The sequence below is a fragment of the Pseudomonas sp. NPDC077451 genome, assembly GCF_044543345.1.
Lineage (GTDB): Bacteria > Pseudomonadota > Gammaproteobacteria > Pseudomonadales > Pseudomonadaceae > Stutzerimonas.
This window is the reverse complement of the sequence record NZ_JBITVX010000003.1, coordinates 84876-103926: the sequence shown is the minus strand read 5'-3', so window position 1 is coordinate 103926 and position 19051 is coordinate 84876. Positions and strand designations below refer to the sequence as shown.

The window sequence follows — 19051 nt, the reverse complement described above, 5'->3', positions numbered from 1 at the left end:
CAGGAGCATGCATGCTGATCGACCAGGACAGCGAGACGGCTTTGCACTTAGCGGAAGGTGTGCGACCGCTTCCGGCGGAAGAGCAAATGGACACCGGCACCGCCCTCTGCCCTGAGCTACCAGCCGATCTGCACTATGTAGACGACCACGTTCCCGGTATCAGTCGACGAAAGCTCGGAGGCAAATTCGCCTACTTCCTGCCGACCGGAGAACGTATTCGGGATACGCATGAGATAACGCGCATCAACAAGCTGGCCATTCCCCCGGCCTACTCTGACGTCTGGATCTGCCCGGATCCGCAAGGCCATATGCAAGCAATTGGACGAGATGCTCGCGGACGCAAGCAATATCGTTATCACCCCCGCTGGCGAGAGATCCGGGACGGCAACAAGTATGAGCGGGTTCTGTCGTTCGGTACTGCCCTTCCGCGGATGCGCGAGCGCCTGGAGGAGCACTTGGCTTTGCGCGGCATGCCGCGACAAAAAGTGATGGCCTTGCTGGTGCAATTGCTTGAGTCGACGTTGATCCGAGTTGGCAACCCACGTTATGCAAAGGAAAACCGTTCCTACGGGCTCACCACTCTACGAACCCGTCATGTCGATGTACGAGGCTCTGCGATCCGCTTTCAGTTCCGTGGCAAAAGCGGTGTAGAGCATCGCGTAACGCTAAGGAACCAGCGGCTGGCGCGCATTGTGCGCCGCTGCATGGAGCTACCCGGCCAGCACCTGTTTCAATACCTGGACGAAAACGGGATGCGGCACCCAGTGAACTCAAGCGACGTCAACGCGTTCATCCACGAGATGACCGGGGGCGACTTCACGGCCAAAGATTATCGAACTTGGGCAGGCAGTGCGCTGGCGTTGGACTATCTGCGCAAACGTGAGTGGCGACCAGAGACGGTGGCGCGGCGCAATCTGGTCGAAGTGGTCAAGCTGGTGTCTCACCAGCTCGGCAATACTCCCGCCGTGTGTCGCCAGTGCTACATTCATCCCGACGTGCTTGAAGCCTTTGCTGCTGGCGAACTGGCACAGCTGGGCAAGGCCAGAAAGCGCAAATGGATGAGCAGCGAGGAAGTCACCTTGCTGAAATTCCTGAGCAGCCGCACTGCGCCCACCGCATCATCCTAGCGGTACAGGGTGACCTGATTGCGCCCTGAGGCTTTCGAAGAATACAGGGCAATATCCGCTCGTTCGATCAGCTGTGCGTAGCCATTGGTGGGCTCGCTGAGATCCGCAATCCCGAGACTGACGGTAAAGCGAATACTACGCCCTTCGTGAACAACCTCATGCGCTTCGATGGATTGCCGTAGCCGCTCGGCAAAAGTCACCGCTCCCTCGCTATCGGTATCCGGCAGCAGCACCACGAACTCTTCACCGCCGTAGCGCCCGGCAATGTCCGCATCGCGCGTGCACTGTCGAACCAGTTCGGCAGTCTGCTGGATGACCGCATCACCCGCCTGATGACCGTAGCTGTCGTTGATCTTCTTGAAGTGGTCGATATCGAACATCACCAGTGCCGCATTGCGCTCGTAGCGCCGATGCCGGGCGTAGTCTTGACGCAACATCTCCTCCCAATGGCCCCGGTTGAACAGGCCGGTCAGGCGGTCGGTGCTGGAGAGGCGCTGCAGTTCTTGATTCGCCGCTTGCAACTGGCGGCGGTTGGTCGCTACGTCGGTGACGTCGTAGATGATCAGGCAGACCTGCTCGATGCTGCCATTGAGCGCCTTCAACGGCATCAAGGTGGTGTTCTGGTACATGAAGTCTTCCAGCCCGGTGATCGGCTGGTAATTCTTGAATCGCAGCAGGTAAGGTCGTTGTTCCCAGATGGTGAACGATGGCGTCCCGAGTGTCGCCACGTTTTCCACCTTGCGCCGAAACCATTGCTCGTCGACTTCGGGGAACAGCTCGAAAAAAGTCTTCTTGCGCGCCTCTTCCGGCAACCGTCCGGAGCGGTTCTCCATGAAGGTATTCCACACATCGATGCGGTACTCGCGATCAAGCACCACGACACCGACGTCAATGCTCTGGACGATAGCCAGCAACCAGTGGAGTTCACTCAGATCGTTCGAGTCGGACATGGTCAGTTCATCTCAAGGGCGAGTTTGCGCGACAGCAACTCAACCGAGTCTTCGGTGAACAGCAAGAGCAGGTCGAAATGAATGTCGTGACCTTCCAGGCTGTAGCTGATCTCCACCGCCAGGGTGTTTTTCCAACGTTGCCGGTTGACGCGAATGAGCTCGTCGATCGAAGCATGCTGGCCCAGCACCTGCGGGTGACCTTGAGAAAACACCACATCGATTTGGTCTGCGATGCCACTGAGGCACGCACTGATCAGCAGACTGGAAAGATCGAGCAGCATCTCGAGCTCGAGATAATCGTCGGTGCGCATCAGGCGCGCCATATCGGCAATCTCGGAATCATGGAAGATCAACAGCGCCTCGCCGGCGATGCCCCCGCCGATATAGCCCTGGCACACCGCTGACAATTTGTCGCCCTGAGCCGCATCGGCCAGCGCCATGTGCAACTCGCCGACTTCGAGGATATTCACATTGGGAATCGGCAGCTGTACGAACACCCCCAACACCTTGGCGAGCAACGCTGCCGCGCGCCCCATCGCAACGTTGACCACCTCGCGGAAGGCGTCGCGGAACGAGACCTGCCCCGCGTTCCGCTCCCCGAGTGCTGGCAGTTCGGCACCCGCGACCCCGAGGCCCGCCAGGGTCTGTTGCAAATGCAGCGGATCGGCAGGCTTGCGGATGAATGCCAGCGCCCCCAGCCCGAGCACTCGGCGCACCGCCTCTTCTTGAACGTCCGCCGATATCACGATGACCTTGCATCCCAGTTGCTCTTGGCGAAGAGCAGCCAGAACCTGGTAGCCGTCCATGTCAGGCATGGTCAGATCAAGCAGCAAGACGTCCACGCCGCCTTCACGAATTCGTTCCAGCGCCTCGCGACCGCTGGCAGCCTGAAGAATGTCCAGCGGCCACGCAGCCGGCAGCGCGCGCAGCAATTGCTTGCGCGCCAGGCTTGAATCATCGCAAATCAGTACGGTAACGGCAGACATGCAGCGCTCGCTCACTTGGCCAGGCCTCTGGAACCTGGACAGCTTATCTCAGCTAACGAGCGCCGTGGTGGGGACACATGAAGATAGTGTCATTTTGCCATCAAAGTGACCGATACGACCACCGTTTAGGCTGTTACCACTTAATAGTAAGCATTGTCCCGATTGGTGTGGTCGGTCACGTCACGAACGCCCTTCAGCTCCGGAATCCGCTCCAGCAAGGTCTTTTCGATACCTTCCTTGAGCGTTACATCAGCCTGTCCACAGCCTTGGCACCCGCCCCCGAACTGGAGTACCGCCACGCCCTCATCCACGACATCAATCAATGTCACCTGCCCGCCATGGCTCGCAAGACCGGGATTGATTTCGGTCTGCAGGTAGTAATTGATGCGCTCATTGAGCGGACTGTCTTCGTTGACCATCGGCACCTTGGCGTTGGGTGCCTTGATCGTCAGCTGGCCGCCCATGCGGTCGGTGGCATAGTCAACCAGGGCGTCTTCCAGGAAGGGCTCGCTGATACCGTCGATCCAAGCGGTGAAGCTTTTCAGCGAGATCGCGATGTCGTCCGGCTTTTCCTCTCCCGGCTTGCAATAGGCAATGCAGGTCTCAGCGTAGGGCGTGCCGGGCTGAGTGATGAAGACCCGGATGCCAATCCCGGTGGTGTTCTGCTTTTCAAGCAGGTCGGCCAGGTAATCATGTGCAGCTTCGGTAATGGTAATGGCGCTCATGGGAACTCCTCTCATACATGCCCAGCAGTGTACGCCAACCACTGCGCTGGATAAAGTCCTAGCGTTTTAGTAGGAATTACCTGATAGAAAGGTAGTTTCTCAGTACACCAGATCGGACCCTCAAAATATCTAAGATAGGTTGCTAGCGGTACCCGTATCCGAACAGGGACGCGATACCTGATACCACTGCGTAACCCGATCAGTCACGCCGACCACAGAGTCCTGCCAGTTATACACGACGCCGCACCAACATGAGCATTGCTCATGTAAATCGCCGAATGATCAAAAAGCGTGCAGCTTTGCTATTATTCGCGGTCCTCGTAACCAGCTTCAGGTAGTCCCCATGCTCGACCGCAACGCCCGGCTCCAGGCACTCCAGCAGGCCCTCAAGGAGCGCATCCTGATTCTCGACGGCGGCATGGGCACGATGATCCAGAGCTATAAACTGGAAGAGTCGGACTATCGCGGCGAGCGCTTCGCTGACTGGCCACAAGATCTCAAGGGCAACAACGACCTTTTGATCCTCACCCGGCCGGACGCCATTAGCGCCATTGAAAAAGCCTACTTCGATGCCGGAGCGGATATCGTCGAGACCAACACCTTCAACGCCACCCGCGTTTCTCAGGCCGACTACGGCATGGAAGAACTCGTATACGAGCTCAACGTCGAAGGTGCCCGCCTCGCCCGCCAGGCCGCCGATGCAAAGACAGCTGAAACGCCGGACCGCCCGCGGTTCGTCGCTGGCGTACTCGGCCCGACCAGCCGCACCTGCTCGCTCTCGCCAGACGTGAATAATCCAGGCTACCGCAACGTCACCTTCGACGAACTGGTGGAGAACTACACCGAAGCCACCCGCGGCCTGATCGAAGGCGGCTCGGACCTCATCCTGATCGAGACCATCTTCGATACGCTCAATGCCAAAGCGGCGATCTTCGCCGTGCAGGAAGTCTTCGAAGAGATCGGTTTCGAGTTGCCGATCATGATTTCCGGCACCATCACCGACGCCTCTGGCCGCACCCTGTCCGGCCAGACCACCGAGGCCTTCTGGAACTCGGTACGCCACGCCAACCCGATCTCGGTAGGCCTTAACTGTGCACTGGGTGCGAAAGAGCTGCGCCCTTATCTGGAAGAGCTGTCGAACAAGGCCGAAACCCACGTTTCGGCGCACCCTAACGCCGGCTTGCCCAACGCTTTTGGTGAGTACGATGAAAGCCCGGCGGAAATGGCATCGGTCGTCGAGGAATTCGCCGCCAGTGGCTTCCTCAACATCGTTGGTGGTTGTTGCGGCACCACGCCCGCACACATCGAGGCGATTGCGAATGCGGTTGCCAAGTATCCGCCACGCGTCATCCCTGAAATTCCCAAGGCCTGTCGCCTGTCGGGCCTTGAGCCTTTCACCATTGATCGCAGCTCGCTGTTCGTCAACGTGGGCGAACGGACCAACATCACCGGTTCCGCCCGTTTTGCTCGCCTGATCCGCGAAGACAACTACACCGAGGCCCTGGAGGTCGCCCTGCAGCAGGTAGAAGCCGGCGCTCAGGTGATCGACATCAACATGGATGAGGGCATGTTGGATTCGAAGAAGGCCATGGTGACCTTCCTCAATCTGATCGCCGGCGAGCCTGACATCTCCCGCGTGCCGATCATGATCGACTCCTCCAAGTGGGAGGTGATCGAGGCCGGACTCAAGTGCATCCAGGGCAAAGGCATCGTTAACTCGATCTCCATGAAGGAAGGCGTCGAGGCGTTCAAGCACCACGCGCGCTTGTGCAAGCGCTACGGTGCGGCTGTGGTGATGATGGCCTTCGATGAAGCCGGCCAGGCCGATACAGCCGCGCGTAAGCGTGAAATCTGCCAGCGCTCCTACGATATTCTGGTAGACGAAGTGGGCTTCCCGCCGGAAGACATTATTTTCGACCCGAACATTTTCGCCGTCGCCACTGGTATCGAGGAACACAACAACTACGCCGTGGACTTCATCGAAGCCTGCGCCTACATCCGCGACAACCTTCCCTACGCCCTGACCTCGGGCGGCGTATCGAATGTGTCCTTCTCGTTCCGCGGCAATAACCCGGTGCGCGAGGCGATCCATTCGGTCTTCCTCTATTACGCGATCCAGAACGGGCTGACGATGGGCATCGTCAACGCCGGCCAGTTGGAAATCTACGATGAGATTCCGAAGAAGCTGCGCGACGCTGTTGAGGACGTGGTGCTCAACCGCACCCCTAACGGCACCGAGGCGCTGCTGGCCATCGCCGACGAGTTCAAGGGCGACGGCAGCGTTAAGGAAGCGGAAACCGAAGAATGGCGTGGCTTTACCGTCCAGAAGCGGTTGGAGCATGCGCTGGTCAAGGGCATCACCACTTACATCGTTCAGGACACCGAAGAGTTCCGCCAACAGTGCGCGCGGCCCATTGAGGTTATCGAAGGCCCGCTGATGTCGGGCATGAACGTGGTGGGCGATTTGTTTGGCTCTGGAAAGATGTTCCTGCCGCAGGTGGTTAAGTCAGCCCGTGTTATGAAGCAGGCCGTTGCGCACCTGATTCCCTTCATCGAAGCCGAGAAAGGCGACAAGCCCGAAGCCAAGGGCAAGATTCTCATGGCCACGGTCAAGGGCGACGTCCACGACATCGGCAAGAACATCGTCGGCGTGGTGCTCGGCTGTAACGGCTATGACGTCGTAGACATGGGGGTCATGGTGCCGGCGGAAAAAATCCTGCAGACCGCCATCGCCGAGAAGTGCGACATCATCGGCCTGTCCGGCCTGATCACGCCGTCGCTGGACGAAATGGTGCACGTTGCGCGTGAAATGCAGCGCCAGGACTTCCACCTGCCGCTGATGATTGGCGGCGCGACCACCTCCAAGGCTCACACGGCGGTTAAGATCGATCCGCATTACAAGAACGATGCGGTGGTCTATGTGACCGACGCGTCGCGCGCCGTCGGGGTCGCGACAACATTGCTGTCGAAGGAGCTGAAGCCGGTTTTCGTCCAGAAGACCCGCGAAGAGTACGCGATGATCCGCGAGCGTACCGCCAACCGCAGCGCACGCACCGAACGTCTGACTTACCCCGAAGCGATTGCGGTCAAGCCCAAGTTCGATTGGACCGATTACTCACCAGTCAAACCAACCTTCACCGGCCGCAAGGTATTGGAGGACATCGATCTGCGTACGCTGGTGGACTATATTGACTGGACGCCCTTCTTCATCTCCTGGGATCTCGCTGGCAAGTATCCACGCATTCTTGAAGACGAAATCGTTGGCGAAGCAGCTACGTCGCTGTTCAACGATGCCCAGGCGATGCTCACCAAGCTGGTCGACGAAAAGCTGATCAGGGCCCGCGCCGTCTTCGGCTTCTGGCCTGCCAATCAGGTCGACGAAGACGATATCCAAGTCTATGGCGACGACGGCGAAGCCCTCGCCACCCTGCATCACCTGCGGCAACAAACGGTGAAGACCGACGGCAAGCCGAACTTCTCGCTAGCCGACTTCGTCGCACCGAAAAGCAGCGGCGTGACTGATTACGTGGGCGGTTTCATTACCACTGCGGGCATCGGTGCCGAGGAAGTGGCCAAGGCTTATCAGGACGCCGGCGACGACTACAACTCGATCATGGTCAAGGCCTTGGCCGACCGCCTCGCCGAGGCCTGTGCCGAGTGGTTGCATCAGCAGGTCCGTAAGCAATGGTGGGGCTATGACCCGGAAGAACAGCTGAGCAACGAAGAGCTGATCAAAGAACAGTACAAAGGTATCCGCCCAGCGCCAGGCTATCCCGCCTGCCCCGACCATACGGAGAAAGGCACGCTGTTCCAGCTACTCGATGCCGACGGCATCAGCCAGGTCACCCTGACCGAGCACTACGCCATGTTCCCGACAGCTGCAGTCAGTGGCTGGTACTTCGCGCATCCTCAGGCGCAATATTTCGCGGTAGGCAAGATCGACAAGGACCAGGCCGAGCGCTACAGCACTCGCAAAGGTCAAGACATCGCCGTCACCGAACGCTGGCTGATGCCGAACCTCGGCTACGACAACTAGACTACCGCTGGCCGCCGCATCTCTATGAGGCGGCCTTGCGACTGAAATCAACAAACCCATGCGAAGCGCGCAATGTCTACCGAACCCCGTTACCTGCTCGATGAATTGGAAACCGCCGACATGCTCGAAGTCGACGGTTTGCACGCCTGGCAATTCACCCTTAACGATGCGCTACTGGACCGTGCCGACGCGGCCGCAGTCGCAGGTGAGCCCTTCGCCAGTGATGAAATCGTTATTCAAATCGAGTCGATTGACGGCCGTGAGCGGCGCCAATGGTCGTTCAGCTATAACAGTGTGATGGAAGCAGTGTACTGCGAGGATAATCAGTATTGGACCGTTGGCAGCGCACCTCAGAGCCGCCTTCGCTGTCTTGGCGCGGTGAGCGCAAGCGCCGACGACGAGTGAACCGCGACCCGTCTACTGCCTCAGGAATAGCCCAAGGATTGGGTCGAAAGCATTGCGCCGTCAGGCAGATGTCGAACCGCGCCTGAGCAGTAGTCCGATAGCGAGAATGACTAACAAGCTGCCCGGTAGCCACTGCCAACCCATTCGTTGCGGCTGCTCTACAAACAGCAGCACCATCGATACGAAAGGCACCAGATAGCTATAAGCGGTTACCGCACCCGGCGTCAGGACAGCGGTCGCGCGCTGCTGCAGAAAGAATGTCATGCCGCTGGAAAAGACACCAAGGTACGCCACGAGCGCGACGTCCTCGGTCGTCATGTAGGCGAGCGCGCTGGGCCGCTCCCAGATCAAGCCCAAGGCGCCGATCAGCAATGCGCCCATCAGCAGGCTCCAAAAGGTCCGCAGCACGGCCTGCGGCGCCAGCCAGCCACGGTGCAATCCCCATTTGCTCAGCACTGGATACAGTGCGGACGCCACACAGCCGAAGAAGAACGCCAGCTCGCCGAAACCCAGCTGCAATCCCGAAAAGTGACCGCCGTTCTCGGCCCAGGCCAGACCCAATGCGCCAACGGCGCCCAACGCAAGGATGGCAAGCAATCGTCCGGCTGGTTGCTCCACGCCGAGCCCGCGCCCGATGCAATAGGCAAGCAGCGGCACGCTGACAAATAACGTCGCCATCGACAAAGCACTGATTCGATGGGCCGCCCAGAACATGGTGCCGAAGAACCCAGCCAGGCTCAGCCCCATCAGCGCGTAGAGCAGCAGCCCGCGCAGACTTGGCCATCGCTCGGGCTGTCGCCATAACAACGGGAACAGCGCCAAGGCGGCAATCATGAAGCGAATCGCCGTTAGTAACAGGGGCGGCAAACCTTCGGTCATGAGCCCCACCGCCGGAAAGGACAACCCGACAAAAAGCGCCCAGAGCAACATGCCAAGATGCGCGAGCGTGACTCTCCGCCTGGTCTCAGTCATTGTTGCCCTCCTCCAGCGCGAACAGCAGAGTGCGCAACCCGGCCGCCAACGCCTGTTTTTGCTGGGCATCCAGCGGAGCCTGCATCTCGTGCAGGGTGGCGAGATATTCATCAAGGCACCCGAGCAGTACCTTCTGCCCTTCATCGCTCAGACGAATCAACAAGCTGCGGCGGTCTTCCGGATTCGGTACTCGCTGAATTAACCCGGCAGCTTCAAGGCGATCTAGCCGATTGGTCATCGCTCCTGAGCTGAGTACCGCGGCGTGACGTAACGCGTTGGGCGTAAGCCCCTGCGGCTGTCCGCTGCGGTAGAGGGTGGCGAGCAGGTCGAACTCGCCATCGTGCAATCCATGTCGACGGAACACCGAGGCCACGCTGCGATTGAGGTATTTGGAAAGGCGGTACAGGCGGGTGAATATCGCCATGGGCGATACATCCGCGCCGGGTTGCACGGCGCGCCATTGCGCGAGCACGCGATCCACATGGTCGCTGCGTTGCCTCTCTGACATAGATAGCTCCAGAACAAGAATCTTCACGTGAAGATAATCTGGCGCATCGAAAGAAGCAAGCTTCCGGAACACCGGCGCGGGCCCGATCGATGGATGGCCATCAATCGAGTCGCAACGGAGCGCTCAGCGCACTAAAGGGAGACTAGGAGGCTTTCAGCGGAGCTCGGAGGGCGAGTTGCGAACGATCTTGATCGAGTGGGTCAAGGCCGGCTTGCGCGTGACGCTGACGGCCCTGCGCGTCACCGTATCAATGGTGATGTTCCAGAAGCCGGTGTTGGGCACTTTGATCCGTGCCGGGAAATTGTCGAACGCACCGCCGTGATAGATGTGTCGCCCGCCATTCTTGAAACTACGAAAATTCTTGTCGTTCATCAGGCGGATGTTGCAAGGCTGCGAGCATTCAATAATCACGAAATCGTCTTCATTGAGGTGTTCGCGCTGGTGAATGAACTTCATGTACCGCTCCGGGGCCGCGTGTTGGCAAAGGCGAAGATTACCATGAGCGTCCGGCCCGCTCGATGGTTTGAACGGGCAGATCCAACTAGCACTAGCTGCACTGCGGAAGGTTCGGCTGCCGTCGCAGTTCTTTGACACAATGCGCGCCGCAGCCGATCACTCGATCGTATGAACGCGGCCCTCCGTTAGAGCAAGGACACCTGAGATGCCTGCGGCTACTACGCCCGTTAATGCAACCTCACCTATCGCGCGCCGCGCGACACGCATCGGCTTTTTCATGGCCGGATTCGGTCTGTCGATCTGGGCACCGCTGGTGCCGTACGTGCGCGAACGCATCGAGATGAGCGACGCAGTGTTCGGTACGTTGCTGCTGTGTATCGGTGTCGGTTCGCTGACCTGGATGCCACTGTCCGGACTGCTCGTAACACGACGCGGCATCCGTCCGGTGGTGCTCTGCAGTGTCGTCCTGCTGCTGTTCGCCCTGTTGGGCATGGCCTTCAGCCAGTCGCTCGCGGTGCTGGCCCTCGCGCTTTTCTGCTTCGGTGGCAGCCTTGGCGTGATCGACGTAGTGCTCAACATTCAGGGCGTAGTAATCGAGCGAGACACGGGCAAGCGCCACATGTCGAATTTTCACGGCATGTTCAGCTTAGGTTCGATCAGCGGCGCGCTTTCACTTACCGGCGCGCTGACGCTTGGCCTCGCCCCTGCCACCGGCACCCTGCTGATGATCGCAGTCATTGCCCTCGCCAATCTCGCAGTGAGCCCTGGTTATCTACGGGACAAGGCGCCAGCCGGCGGAGTCGCCTTCATCCGCCCGACAGGCGCGGTGCTGCTGGTCGGCGCCATGACCTTCGTCGTCTATCTGGCCGAAGGCGCAGTGCTAGATTGGAGCGCACTTTATCTGACTGAGCAGAAGGCACTGGAAACCGCCAAAGGCGGACTGGGATACGCCAGCTTCGCCCTGATGGTGACAGTCGGACGTTTCGCCGGCGCGCCGGTGGTCAACAGCCTGGGCACCGCCAAAGTGATCGGCCTGGGCGGATTGCTGGCTGCATTCGGCATTGGCTTGACCATTCTCACCGAGCATTGGGGGCTTGCCCTGCTCGGTTATGGGCTCTGCGGGCTTGGCTGCGCCAACGTCTCGCCGGTATTGATTTCGTCGTTGAGCCGACAGAACGCCATGCCTGTCCATCAAGCCATTACCGCAGCGACCACCATCGGGTTCGCAGGGGTGCTCGCAGGGCCGGCGCTGATCGGCGTGATTGCTCACTTCGCATCGCTGACGCTGGCCTTCGCCCTGCTCGCGGCGCTGTTGATCATGCTAGCGCTTGGGAGCCATTGGTTCAGAGACTAACCGCTCTGCGGAGCATGAGGTGTGGAGCACGAGGTCTGGCACCAGCATCGCGCAGAGAGCTACAGACCGGTCAATGACGTTTGGCTAGAATGCGCGGCCTATGCGTATCCAAGACATTCACCAGCAGCTCGCCTCGATCGGCGCCAAGCCCATCCACATTGGCCGGGTGACCCGTGCCTGGCTGAATGGCACACCGCTGGATACCGGCACGCGCCACCAACGGACGGAAGACTTCCTCCCGTTGTCCGTACGCAACGGCTTGCATGAGGTCAGCCAGTCAATCGAAGGGCTGGCCCGCCTGAGTTCTGAGCATCCGGGCTCGGATGGTTCCGCACGGTTGCTGGTGGCGCTGGCTGACGGTCAGATGGTCGAGAGCGTGCTGCTGCCCAGAGCGGGTCTCTGCGTATCGAGTCAGGTCGGGTGCGCCGTGGGCTGCGTCTTTTGCATGACCGGCAAGAGTGGCTTGTTGCGCCAATTGGGCAGCGCCGAGATCGTCGCCCAGGTCGCCCTCGCACGACGTTTCCGCCCGGTCAAGAAAGTCGTTTTCATGGGCATGGGCGAGCCTGCTCACAACCTGGACAACGTGCTCGACGCCATCGACTTGCTGGGCACCGATGGAGGCATCGGGCACAAGAACCTGGTGTTCTCCACGGTTGGCGACCGGCGCGTATTCGAGCGCTTGCCACTGCAGAAAGTGAAACCCGCTCTGGCCCTGTCTCTACACAGCACGGACGCCGTATTGCGCCGCGAGTTGCTGCCGCGGGCGCCTCAGTTCGATCCCGCCGAGCTTGTCGAGCTGGGCGAAGCCTATGCCCGCCTCGTCGACTATCCGATTCAATATCAGTGGACGCTGCTCAAAGGCATCAATGACAGCCAGGACGAGATGGACGGGATCATCCGCTTGCTGCGCGGCAAGTTCGCGATCATGAACGTCATCCCCTACAACAGCCTCGATGACGACGAGTTTCAGCGACCAGATGCTGATCGGATCCATCAGATCATGCGCTATCTGCATGAAAACGGGGTGCTGACGAAGGTGCGCAACTCGGCGGGACAGGACATCGATGGCGGCTGCGGACAACTGCGCGCCCGTGCGGAGCGTGTGATCCGTGCACGCCAGCGTCCGGCTGAATCGCCCGTGCTAGACGCGAATTGAACGGGTTACCGCGTGCAGTGTCCTAGCGCATTGACCCAATTCCCGGCTCCGACCGGACGCGAGAACACGCATGCACACCTTGGCACAACTTGAACGCGGCGATCTCGCCGGAACGACCCGCCTGGACCTGTCAGAACAGCTCGAGACTTTCCCTCGAGCCATATTCGACCTGGCTGATAGCCTGGAAATTCTCAACCTATCAGGGAACCAGCTCAGCAGTTTGCCTGACGATTTGTCGCGCCTGCATAAGCTGCGCATCCTATTCTGCTCGGACAACCCGTTTACCGAGCTGCCCGCCTCGATCGGCCACTGCGCCAGTCTGGAGATGGTTGGGTTCAAAGCCAATCGCATCCGCCACGTGCCCGCTGAAGCGCTGCCGCCCAGGCTGCGCTGGCTGATCCTGACCGACAACCAGCTCGAAGCGGTGCCTGACGAGATTGGACGCTGCGACCGCCTGCAGAAGCTGATGCTCGCCGGCAACCAGCTAGCCGCATTGCCCGAATCGCTTGCTCGCTGCCGCCAGTTGGAATTGCTGCGCATCGCCGCCAATCACTTGCCAGCATTGCCGCAGTGGCTGTTGTCTATGCCGCGTCTCAGTTGGCTGGCGTTCGCCGGCAACCCGTTCAGCGATGCATTGGAATCGCAGACCTTGGCGCAGCATCCGCTGCCACCGGTCGACCGCAGGCAGATCACGTTCGGCGACGTGCTTGGCCAGGGCGCATCGGGCGTCGTTCATCGTGCTGACTGGCAAGCGCCCGGCCAGCCGAGCCGTGCCATGGCAGCCAAACTGTTCAAAGGCAGCCTGACCAGCGATGGGCTGCCTCACAGCGAGATGGCGGCCTGTATTGCCGCGGGCGAACATCCCAACCTGATCGGCATTGCCGGACCACTGGCCGAGCACACCGATGCGCTACCGGGCTTGCTGATGGAGCTCATCGATCCTTCTTACCGGGTGCTCGCCGATCCGCCATCATTAGCCAGTTGCACCCGTGACTGCTACGCACCCGGGCAGCGGTTCTCCGCCGAACAGCTGCTGCGGATCGCGACAGGTGCAGCTTCTGCAACCAGCCACCTCCACACGCGCGGCATCCTGCATGGCGACCTCTACGCACATAACCTGCTGGTCGATTCGCGCGGCCAAGCGCTGCTCAGCGATTTCGGCGCCGCCTCGTTCTTCGATCCGGAAACCACTGCGGGTCAGGCGCTAAGGCGTATTGAAGCGCGTGCGTTCGGCTGTTTGCTCGAGGAATTACTGGACCGCTGCGATGCATACGGTCAGGACGAGCGCTTGACGACCCTCGCCACCCTGCAGGGTCAATGCATGCAGGAAAACCCCAGCCACCGCCCCGATTTCGACCAGCTGGTCGAGCAGTTGCAGCAAATAACAGCGCAACAGAGCGTTTCGGCCGGGTAGTTGCATAAGCCATCGTCCCTCTCGCTTCCCGACGGCAACCTGACGCTATGCTCGCTCCAGAATCAAAACCCGATGAAGCATCTGAATGCTACGCCAGCACCCAGGAAACCGTCACGCTCGACCAGGACCCGTTCGTGGTCGGACTCAAGCAACGGCTTCCTGAAGAGCTGCGCGAGACGTTCACACCGCAGCAACTGGATGCTTTACGCAATGCCTTCGCCACCCGCTCGTGGGCCAGGCACAAGCTTGATCTGCGCAGTACTTTTAGCCTGTGGAGCAACCAGTACTATTTCGTGTTGGTTGGCGGGCGAAACAAGCGCAGCCTGAGCCGAGCCCAACGGAGCCTGTCGCTAGCGGCCAAAGCCGGAGCGATCACGGCGTTTCTGTTCTTCTCGGTACTGATCGGCCTGGTCGCGCTCTATCTGGTCAAGTCGGCACTCGGAATCAATCTGCTGCCGAACTATTCGCTGGGGCTGTGGGATTGGTTCAAAGGATGACCGATAGCAGGCCTGCAGATGAAGAGTCTGCAACGATCTCCGCAGCAGCCAACTGAACAATTGATTGTCGAACACGCTACGCAACTCCCCTCGGCCGAGGCCCACGACCACGCCAGATGCCAAGCCCCAATAGCAGCAGAACGATCAGCGCAGCCAGCTAAAGGTATCGGCTGGCGCTTTGATCACCTTGGGTTTCAGCTTGATCTGGCGCGGCTGGTGGCGTGTCCGTCGCCTCCGGCTGAATCTCGCTGATACTGCTCGGTGCGTTCGTTTGCGGCACCGCGCGCAGTGCCGAATCGAGCCGAGCCTGCAGTGCGTCGCGCAATGGGTCAGATAGCTTCGGCAACAGCCACTCGAACCGGCCGGGTATGCCCACTTCCCGGCAAGCCGTGCTCAGCAACCAGGGCTGCGAACTGCTCGGCCAGCGCGTGATGGGTCGCCTCGCCGGCCTTCCAAAAGCCCTTCTGAATCGCCACCAGCATGATTGCGAGCATGTTGCTTTTGACATGGACGTTGGCGCCCTTCTCGAGAAAGGCATCGACTCCAAGCGCGTGTACGCATTCGAGCACTGCAAGCTGATCAGCATAGAGATCGCGAAACAAACCGGAGGTGGTGAACATCAGCTCGCGTCGCTCGCGCCCGGTTTAAAGCAGGTATCGCTTGATGCCTTCGACGATGCCCCGGCTGTTCCACACAGGCTCTACGCCAAGCAGGGCCAGTCCGAAGGCGATCATGGCGCGTTCATCACGGACGGTATCGGATGCCCAGAGAATGACGGCCTCGCGTCCGCCCTGCTCCATTGGCCGCTGTCGCGCACAGTTGGCCAGCTCGCTACCGATACTCCAGCGGATGCGACTCGGGATCAGGCTACTGTCGAGCGCATGGAAATTGCGCCCGGTCGGTAACGCCTCCGGCGTACGGATCGGATGGTTGCAAATACCATGCGGTCATTGGTGCGGCTCATCGCCACCAACGCCTGGTCGCTGTGCATGATGAAGCGCTCGCCCGTGCTGTATCGCTCGATCAACGGTTGCAAATGGTCGACTTCCGTCCCGAATACGCCCACCACGAGCAAGCGCCTTCCACTGGCAACCATTGGACGATCGCGGCGTCGTCCAGCTCTGCCAGTTGCTCCGGAGTCCGGGCGCTAACGGTACGCTCAGGGAATCGTTGCTTTAGCAAAGCGGCAGCTGAAGCGAACTCGGCAGCGCTGTATTGGGAAATGATCGCGTTGATCTGACTGGCACTGACCGGCGCCACTTGCGTCAGTAACAGAAGCGCTAGTGCCACGCAGCGAAAGGCGAAAGACATGCCCATTTCATCCGGGTGCAGTGGGCAACAGATAAGGCGCCTAGCCAAACCGGCACAGCGACAAAACTGAGGACGTCGCCCACCGCGACAGTTCCTGGGAAGTACGGGCTGGTATCGGGTTCGGTCGAATCGACTCTACCGTTGCGGGGGCAGCATCAGCTTGCATTGATTTCCCATTTAACCCGGACCATGATCCGGGCACCACGCACTTCAATTGTTCAACCGCTGGGCGGCCGAGGCGCGAACCTTAGGCGCCGACCTAGGCAAGCTCAAGCAACAACAAGCGTGACGACCCGTTGACGTCGCTGGACATCACATTGATCTCTCCAGAATCAGGATTGCTGACTAGACTTCAAGGCAGTCAGCCTCACGGAGACACTTATGGACGACGATAGGCAACCCAAATCGCTCACGCTACGGCAGATGCTTCAAAGTATGCTGGCCGGCGCTTTGGGCGTGCAGAGCGGGAAGAATCGGGTGCGGGACTTCAGCCACGGTAAACCCAGCCATTTCATTCTGCTCGGGGTCGGCTTCACCGTAGCGTTCGTCCTGGTGATTCTGGGGGTCGTCAAGCTGGTGCTCTATCTAGTCGGCGTTTGACCCGGTTATGTAGAGGCCGCCAGGCTATTGGTGGCTAACCCAGAACACTGCTGTCGCCACCGCGAGCAGGATCAGAAAGAAGATCGCGGCGGCATCTGCGCAGCTGTCATTATCATGGCGTTTCAAATGCTCTGACACAGGGGCGTACCTTGTTGTTGAGGATCGCATTGATTGCAGTTAAGACCATGCAAACGGAGCGCTCAAGGCCGGCGATTGAAATGTCTGAAAAGCAGCGTTTCGTTCTAAACATATTCCCAAACATCACTTTTGCGCATAAACGCTAGCTGGTATCGTGCCGGCCTCCCATCAACGGGTGCGCGGCCGTGCGCGCAGAAGCTGTAGACAGCCTGAAAAAACAGGACATTTATGTACGTATACGACCAGTATGACCAACACATCATCGAGGATCGCGTGCGTCAGTTCCGTGACCAGATTCGCCGCTATCTCGCCGGTGAACTGACTGACGCAGAATTGTTGCCTCTTCGCCTGCAGAACGGTCTGTACATCCAGCGCTATGCGCCGATGCTGCGCATTGCTGTGCCTTATGGGCTGTTGTCGTCTACTCAGATCCGCAAGCTGGCCGACATCACCCGTCGGTACGATAAGGGCTATGCCCACATCAGTACCCGTACCAACGTGCAGCTCAACTGGCCCGAGCTGGAGGATGTCCCTGACATTCTCGCCGAACTGGCAACCGTGCAGATGCACGCCATCCAGACCAGCGGCAACTGCATCCGCAATACCACCACCGACCAGTTCGCCGGCGTGGCCAAAGACGAGCTAGTCGACCCCCGCCCCTGGTGCGAGATCATTCGTCAGTGGTCGACTTTCCATCCAGAATTCGCATTCCTGCCACGCAAGTTCAAGATTGCGGTAAACGGCGCTGCAAGTGACCGTGCAGCCATTGAGGTCCATGACATCGGGCTCGAAGCGGTCAACAACGAGGCAGGCGAGCTGGGCTTCCGCGTATCCGTGGGTGGCGGTCTTGGCCGTACGCCGATCGTGGGCAGCTTTATCAATGAGTTCCTGCCATGGCAGCACCTGTTGACCTATCTCGATGCGATTCTGCGTGTGTATAACCGCTATGGTCGTCGTGATAACAAGTTCAAGGCGCGCATCAAGATTCTGGTCAAGGCCCTAACGCCTGAAGTGTTTGCCGAGCGTGTAGAGGCCGAGTGGTCGTATTTGAAAGACGGCGCGAATACTTTGACCGAAGCCGAAGTCGAGCGGGTCAGCAAATTCTTCGTCGACCCGGAGTACAAGTCTCTTGAAGATCAGATCGCTGTGCTCGCCCAGCTTGATGCCGAGCACCCAGGCTTCGCTCGCTGGCGTGAGCGCAACGTTGTCGCTCACAAGAAACCCGGTTACGCAGCGGTCACGTTGTCGCTGAAAAGCACTGGCGTAGCGCCAGGTGACGTTACAGACAAGCAGCTCGAGACCATTGCCGATCTGGCGGATAGATACAGCTTTGGCGAAGTACGCAACTCCCACGAGCAGAACATGATCCTGGCCGATGTCGAGCAATCACGTCTGTTCGAGCTGTGGCACGAGTTACGCGAACTCGGAGTCGCCACGCCGAACATCGGCTTGCTGACTGACATCATCTGCTGCCCAGGTGGCGACTTCTGCTCCCTGGCGAATGCCAAATCGATCCCGATCGCCGAAGCCATTCAACGCCGCTTCGATGACATGGATTACCTGTTTGACATCGGCGATATCGACCTGAACATCTCCGGTTGCATGAACGCATGCGGACACCACCATGTGGGTCACATCGGCATTCTTGGCGTAGACAAAAAAGGCGCCGAGTTCTATCAGGTTTCACTCGGCGGCAGCTCCGGTCGTAACGCGAGCCTGGGTCAGATCCTCGGTCCGTCCTTTGCCCAGGACGTCATGCCCGACGTGATCGAAAAGGTGATCGGTGTGTACGTGGAGCGCCGTACGGAAGATGAACAGTTTCTCGATACTTTCCGCCGAATCGGTATCGACCCCTTCAAGGAGCGCGTTTATGCAGCGAATCATTAAGGACGGCCAGGTTATCGACGAAACCTGGCACCTGCTGCCCAAGGACGTGACCCTCGATGGCCTGTCCAATTGCGACGATCTGATCGTACCCTTCCAGCTATGGCTCGATCATGCTCATGCCCTCAAGGTTCGTGACGGCGGTCTCGGAGTCTGGCTGGATTCCGACGAGGCCGTGGAGGAGATTGCCGATGACCTGGAAAATTTTCAGGTCATCGCACTGAACTTCCCCGCGTTCACCGACGGCCGTCATTACTCGACTGCGCGACTGCTACGAGATCGCTACGGTTACAAAGGCGAAATCCGCGCCATCGGAGACGTGTTGCGTGATCAGCTATTCTACATGCGCCGTTGCGGCTTCGATGCCTTTGCCGTGCGCCCTGATCGCGACCCTCATGATGCGCTGGAAGGTCTGAATGATTTCTCAGTCACTTACCAGGCCGCCGCAGACGAACCTCTTCCGCTGTTTCGCCGCAGATAAGGCAGACCCAACGCTACGCTGTAAAAAACCCGCCTGTTTGGCGGGTTTTTC

At 59.4% G+C, this 19051-nt stretch carries 18 protein-coding genes and 1 riboswitch; of the genes, 10 read left to right on the top strand and 8 right to left on the bottom strand.

The window, feature by feature from the left end:
* Nucleotides 1–11: 11 nt before the first annotated feature.
* Nucleotides 12–1127 (top strand): DNA topoisomerase IB, encoded by a 1116-nt coding sequence (locus ACIGHL_RS07060; protein ID WP_128121308.1) that lies wholly within the window; start codon nt 12–14, stop codon nt 1125–1127.
* Here ACIGHL_RS07060 and ACIGHL_RS07055 read toward each other — a convergent pair.
* From ACIGHL_RS07055 to nfuA, 3 genes are all read right to left on the bottom strand, one after another.
* Nucleotides 1124–2077 (bottom strand): sensor domain-containing diguanylate cyclase, encoded by a 954-nt coding sequence (locus ACIGHL_RS07055; protein WP_128121309.1) that lies wholly within the window; start codon nt 2075–2077, stop codon nt 1124–1126. The two genes, ACIGHL_RS07060 and ACIGHL_RS07055, sit on opposite strands and share 4 nt — an antisense overlap.
* 2 nt (nt 2078–2079) lie before the next feature.
* On the bottom strand, nt 2080–3063 hold the full coding sequence (locus tag ACIGHL_RS07050; RefSeq protein WP_128121310.1) for a response regulator: 984 nt from the start codon (nt 3061–3063) through the stop codon (nt 2080–2082).
* A 140-nt stretch (nt 3064–3203) separates the two neighbouring features.
* Nucleotides 3204–3788: a Fe-S biogenesis protein NfuA gene (gene nfuA, locus ACIGHL_RS07045; protein ID WP_045427552.1), complete on the bottom strand. Its 585-nt coding sequence runs from the start codon at nt 3786–3788 to the stop codon at nt 3204–3206.
* A gap of 343 nt (nt 3789–4131) precedes the next feature.
* Here nfuA and metH point away from each other — a divergent pair, with 343 nt between their 5' ends.
* Both metH and ACIGHL_RS07035 read left to right on the top strand, forming a co-directional pair.
* Nucleotides 4132–7824 (top strand): methionine synthase, encoded by a 3693-nt coding sequence (gene metH / locus ACIGHL_RS07040; RefSeq protein ID WP_128121311.1) that lies wholly within the window; start codon nt 4132–4134, stop codon nt 7822–7824.
* Nucleotides 7825–7896: 72 nt separating this feature from the next.
* A complete protein-coding gene (locus tag ACIGHL_RS07035) occupies nt 7897–8229 on the top strand; it encodes a DUF5629 family protein (RefSeq protein ID WP_128121312.1) in 333 nt (110 codons plus the stop codon).
* Between the two features lie 60 nt (nt 8230–8289).
* Here ACIGHL_RS07035 and ACIGHL_RS07030 read toward each other — a convergent pair whose 3' ends face one another.
* The 3 genes from ACIGHL_RS07030 to ACIGHL_RS07020 form a co-directional block, all read right to left on the bottom strand.
* Nucleotides 8290–9201 (bottom strand): DMT family transporter, encoded by a 912-nt coding sequence (locus ACIGHL_RS07030; RefSeq protein WP_241509234.1) that lies wholly within the window; start codon nt 9199–9201, stop codon nt 8290–8292.
* Nucleotides 9194–9709, bottom strand: a complete 516-nt coding sequence (locus ACIGHL_RS07025; RefSeq protein ID WP_128121314.1) for a MarR family winged helix-turn-helix transcriptional regulator — start codon at nt 9707–9709, stop codon at nt 9194–9196. The genes ACIGHL_RS07030 and ACIGHL_RS07025 overlap by 8 nt, the downstream gene beginning before the upstream one ends.
* 153 nt (nt 9710–9862) lie before the next feature.
* On the bottom strand, nt 9863–10165 hold the full coding sequence (locus ACIGHL_RS07020) for a DUF1883 domain-containing protein (protein WP_045427559.1): 303 nt from the start codon (nt 10163–10165) through the stop codon (nt 9863–9865).
* 205 nt (nt 10166–10370) lie between these two features.
* Here ACIGHL_RS07020 and ACIGHL_RS07015 point away from each other — a divergent pair, with 205 nt between their 5' ends.
* The 4 genes from ACIGHL_RS07015 to ACIGHL_RS07000 all read left to right on the top strand — a co-directional run bounded on the left by ACIGHL_RS07015 (nt 10371) and on the right by ACIGHL_RS07000 (nt 14586).
* Complete coding sequence (locus ACIGHL_RS07015; protein WP_128121315.1) at nt 10371–11519, top strand: MFS transporter; 1149 nt, start codon at nt 10371–10373, stop codon at nt 11517–11519.
* Nucleotides 11520–11619: 100 nt separating this feature from the next.
* Nucleotides 11620–12675, top strand: coding sequence for an RNA methyltransferase (locus ACIGHL_RS07010; RefSeq protein WP_128121316.1), 1056 nt, complete (start codon nt 11620–11622; stop codon nt 12673–12675).
* A gap of 70 nt (nt 12676–12745) precedes the next feature.
* Nucleotides 12746–14089 (top strand): leucine-rich repeat-containing protein kinase family protein, encoded by a 1344-nt coding sequence (locus tag ACIGHL_RS07005; protein ID WP_128121317.1) that lies wholly within the window; start codon nt 12746–12748, stop codon nt 14087–14089.
* Between the two features lie 47 nt (nt 14090–14136).
* The gene (locus ACIGHL_RS07000; RefSeq protein ID WP_128121318.1) at nt 14137–14586 is read left to right on the top strand and encodes a 3-phosphoshikimate 1-carboxyvinyltransferase; all 450 of its coding nucleotides are present in this window, start codon (nt 14137–14139) and stop codon (nt 14584–14586) included.
* 644 nt (nt 14587–15230) lie between these two features.
* Here ACIGHL_RS07000 and ACIGHL_RS06995 read toward each other — a convergent pair.
* Nucleotides 15231–15509, bottom strand: coding sequence for a cobaltochelatase subunit CobN (locus tag ACIGHL_RS06995; RefSeq protein WP_241509238.1), 279 nt, complete (start codon nt 15507–15509; stop codon nt 15231–15233).
* A 100-nt stretch (nt 15510–15609) separates the two neighbouring features.
* Complete coding sequence (locus tag ACIGHL_RS06990) at nt 15610–15897, bottom strand: hypothetical protein (protein WP_128121319.1); 288 nt, start codon at nt 15895–15897, stop codon at nt 15610–15612.
* Nucleotides 15898–15986: 89 nt separating this feature from the next.
* Nucleotides 15987–16119, bottom strand: a riboswitch (cobalamin riboswitch).
* A 159-nt stretch (nt 16120–16278) separates the two neighbouring features.
* Here ACIGHL_RS06990 and ACIGHL_RS06985 point away from each other — a divergent pair.
* The 3 genes from ACIGHL_RS06985 (at nt 16279) to ACIGHL_RS06975 (ending at nt 19000) form a co-directional block, all read left to right on the top strand.
* Nucleotides 16279–16497 carry a DUF2970 domain-containing protein gene (locus ACIGHL_RS06985; RefSeq protein ID WP_128121320.1) on the top strand — a complete coding sequence of 73 codons (219 nt, stop codon included), beginning with the start codon at nt 16279–16281 and terminating at the stop codon, nt 16495–16497.
* A gap of 366 nt (nt 16498–16863) precedes the next feature.
* A complete protein-coding gene (locus ACIGHL_RS06980) occupies nt 16864–18522 on the top strand; it encodes a nitrite/sulfite reductase (RefSeq protein ID WP_128121321.1) in 1659 nt (552 codons plus the stop codon).
* On the top strand, nt 18506–19000 hold the full coding sequence (locus ACIGHL_RS06975; protein ID WP_128121322.1) for a DUF934 domain-containing protein: 495 nt from the start codon (nt 18506–18508) through the stop codon (nt 18998–19000). Before ACIGHL_RS06980 ends, ACIGHL_RS06975 begins: the two co-directional genes overlap by 17 nt.
* Nucleotides 19001–19051 lie beyond the last annotated feature (51 nt).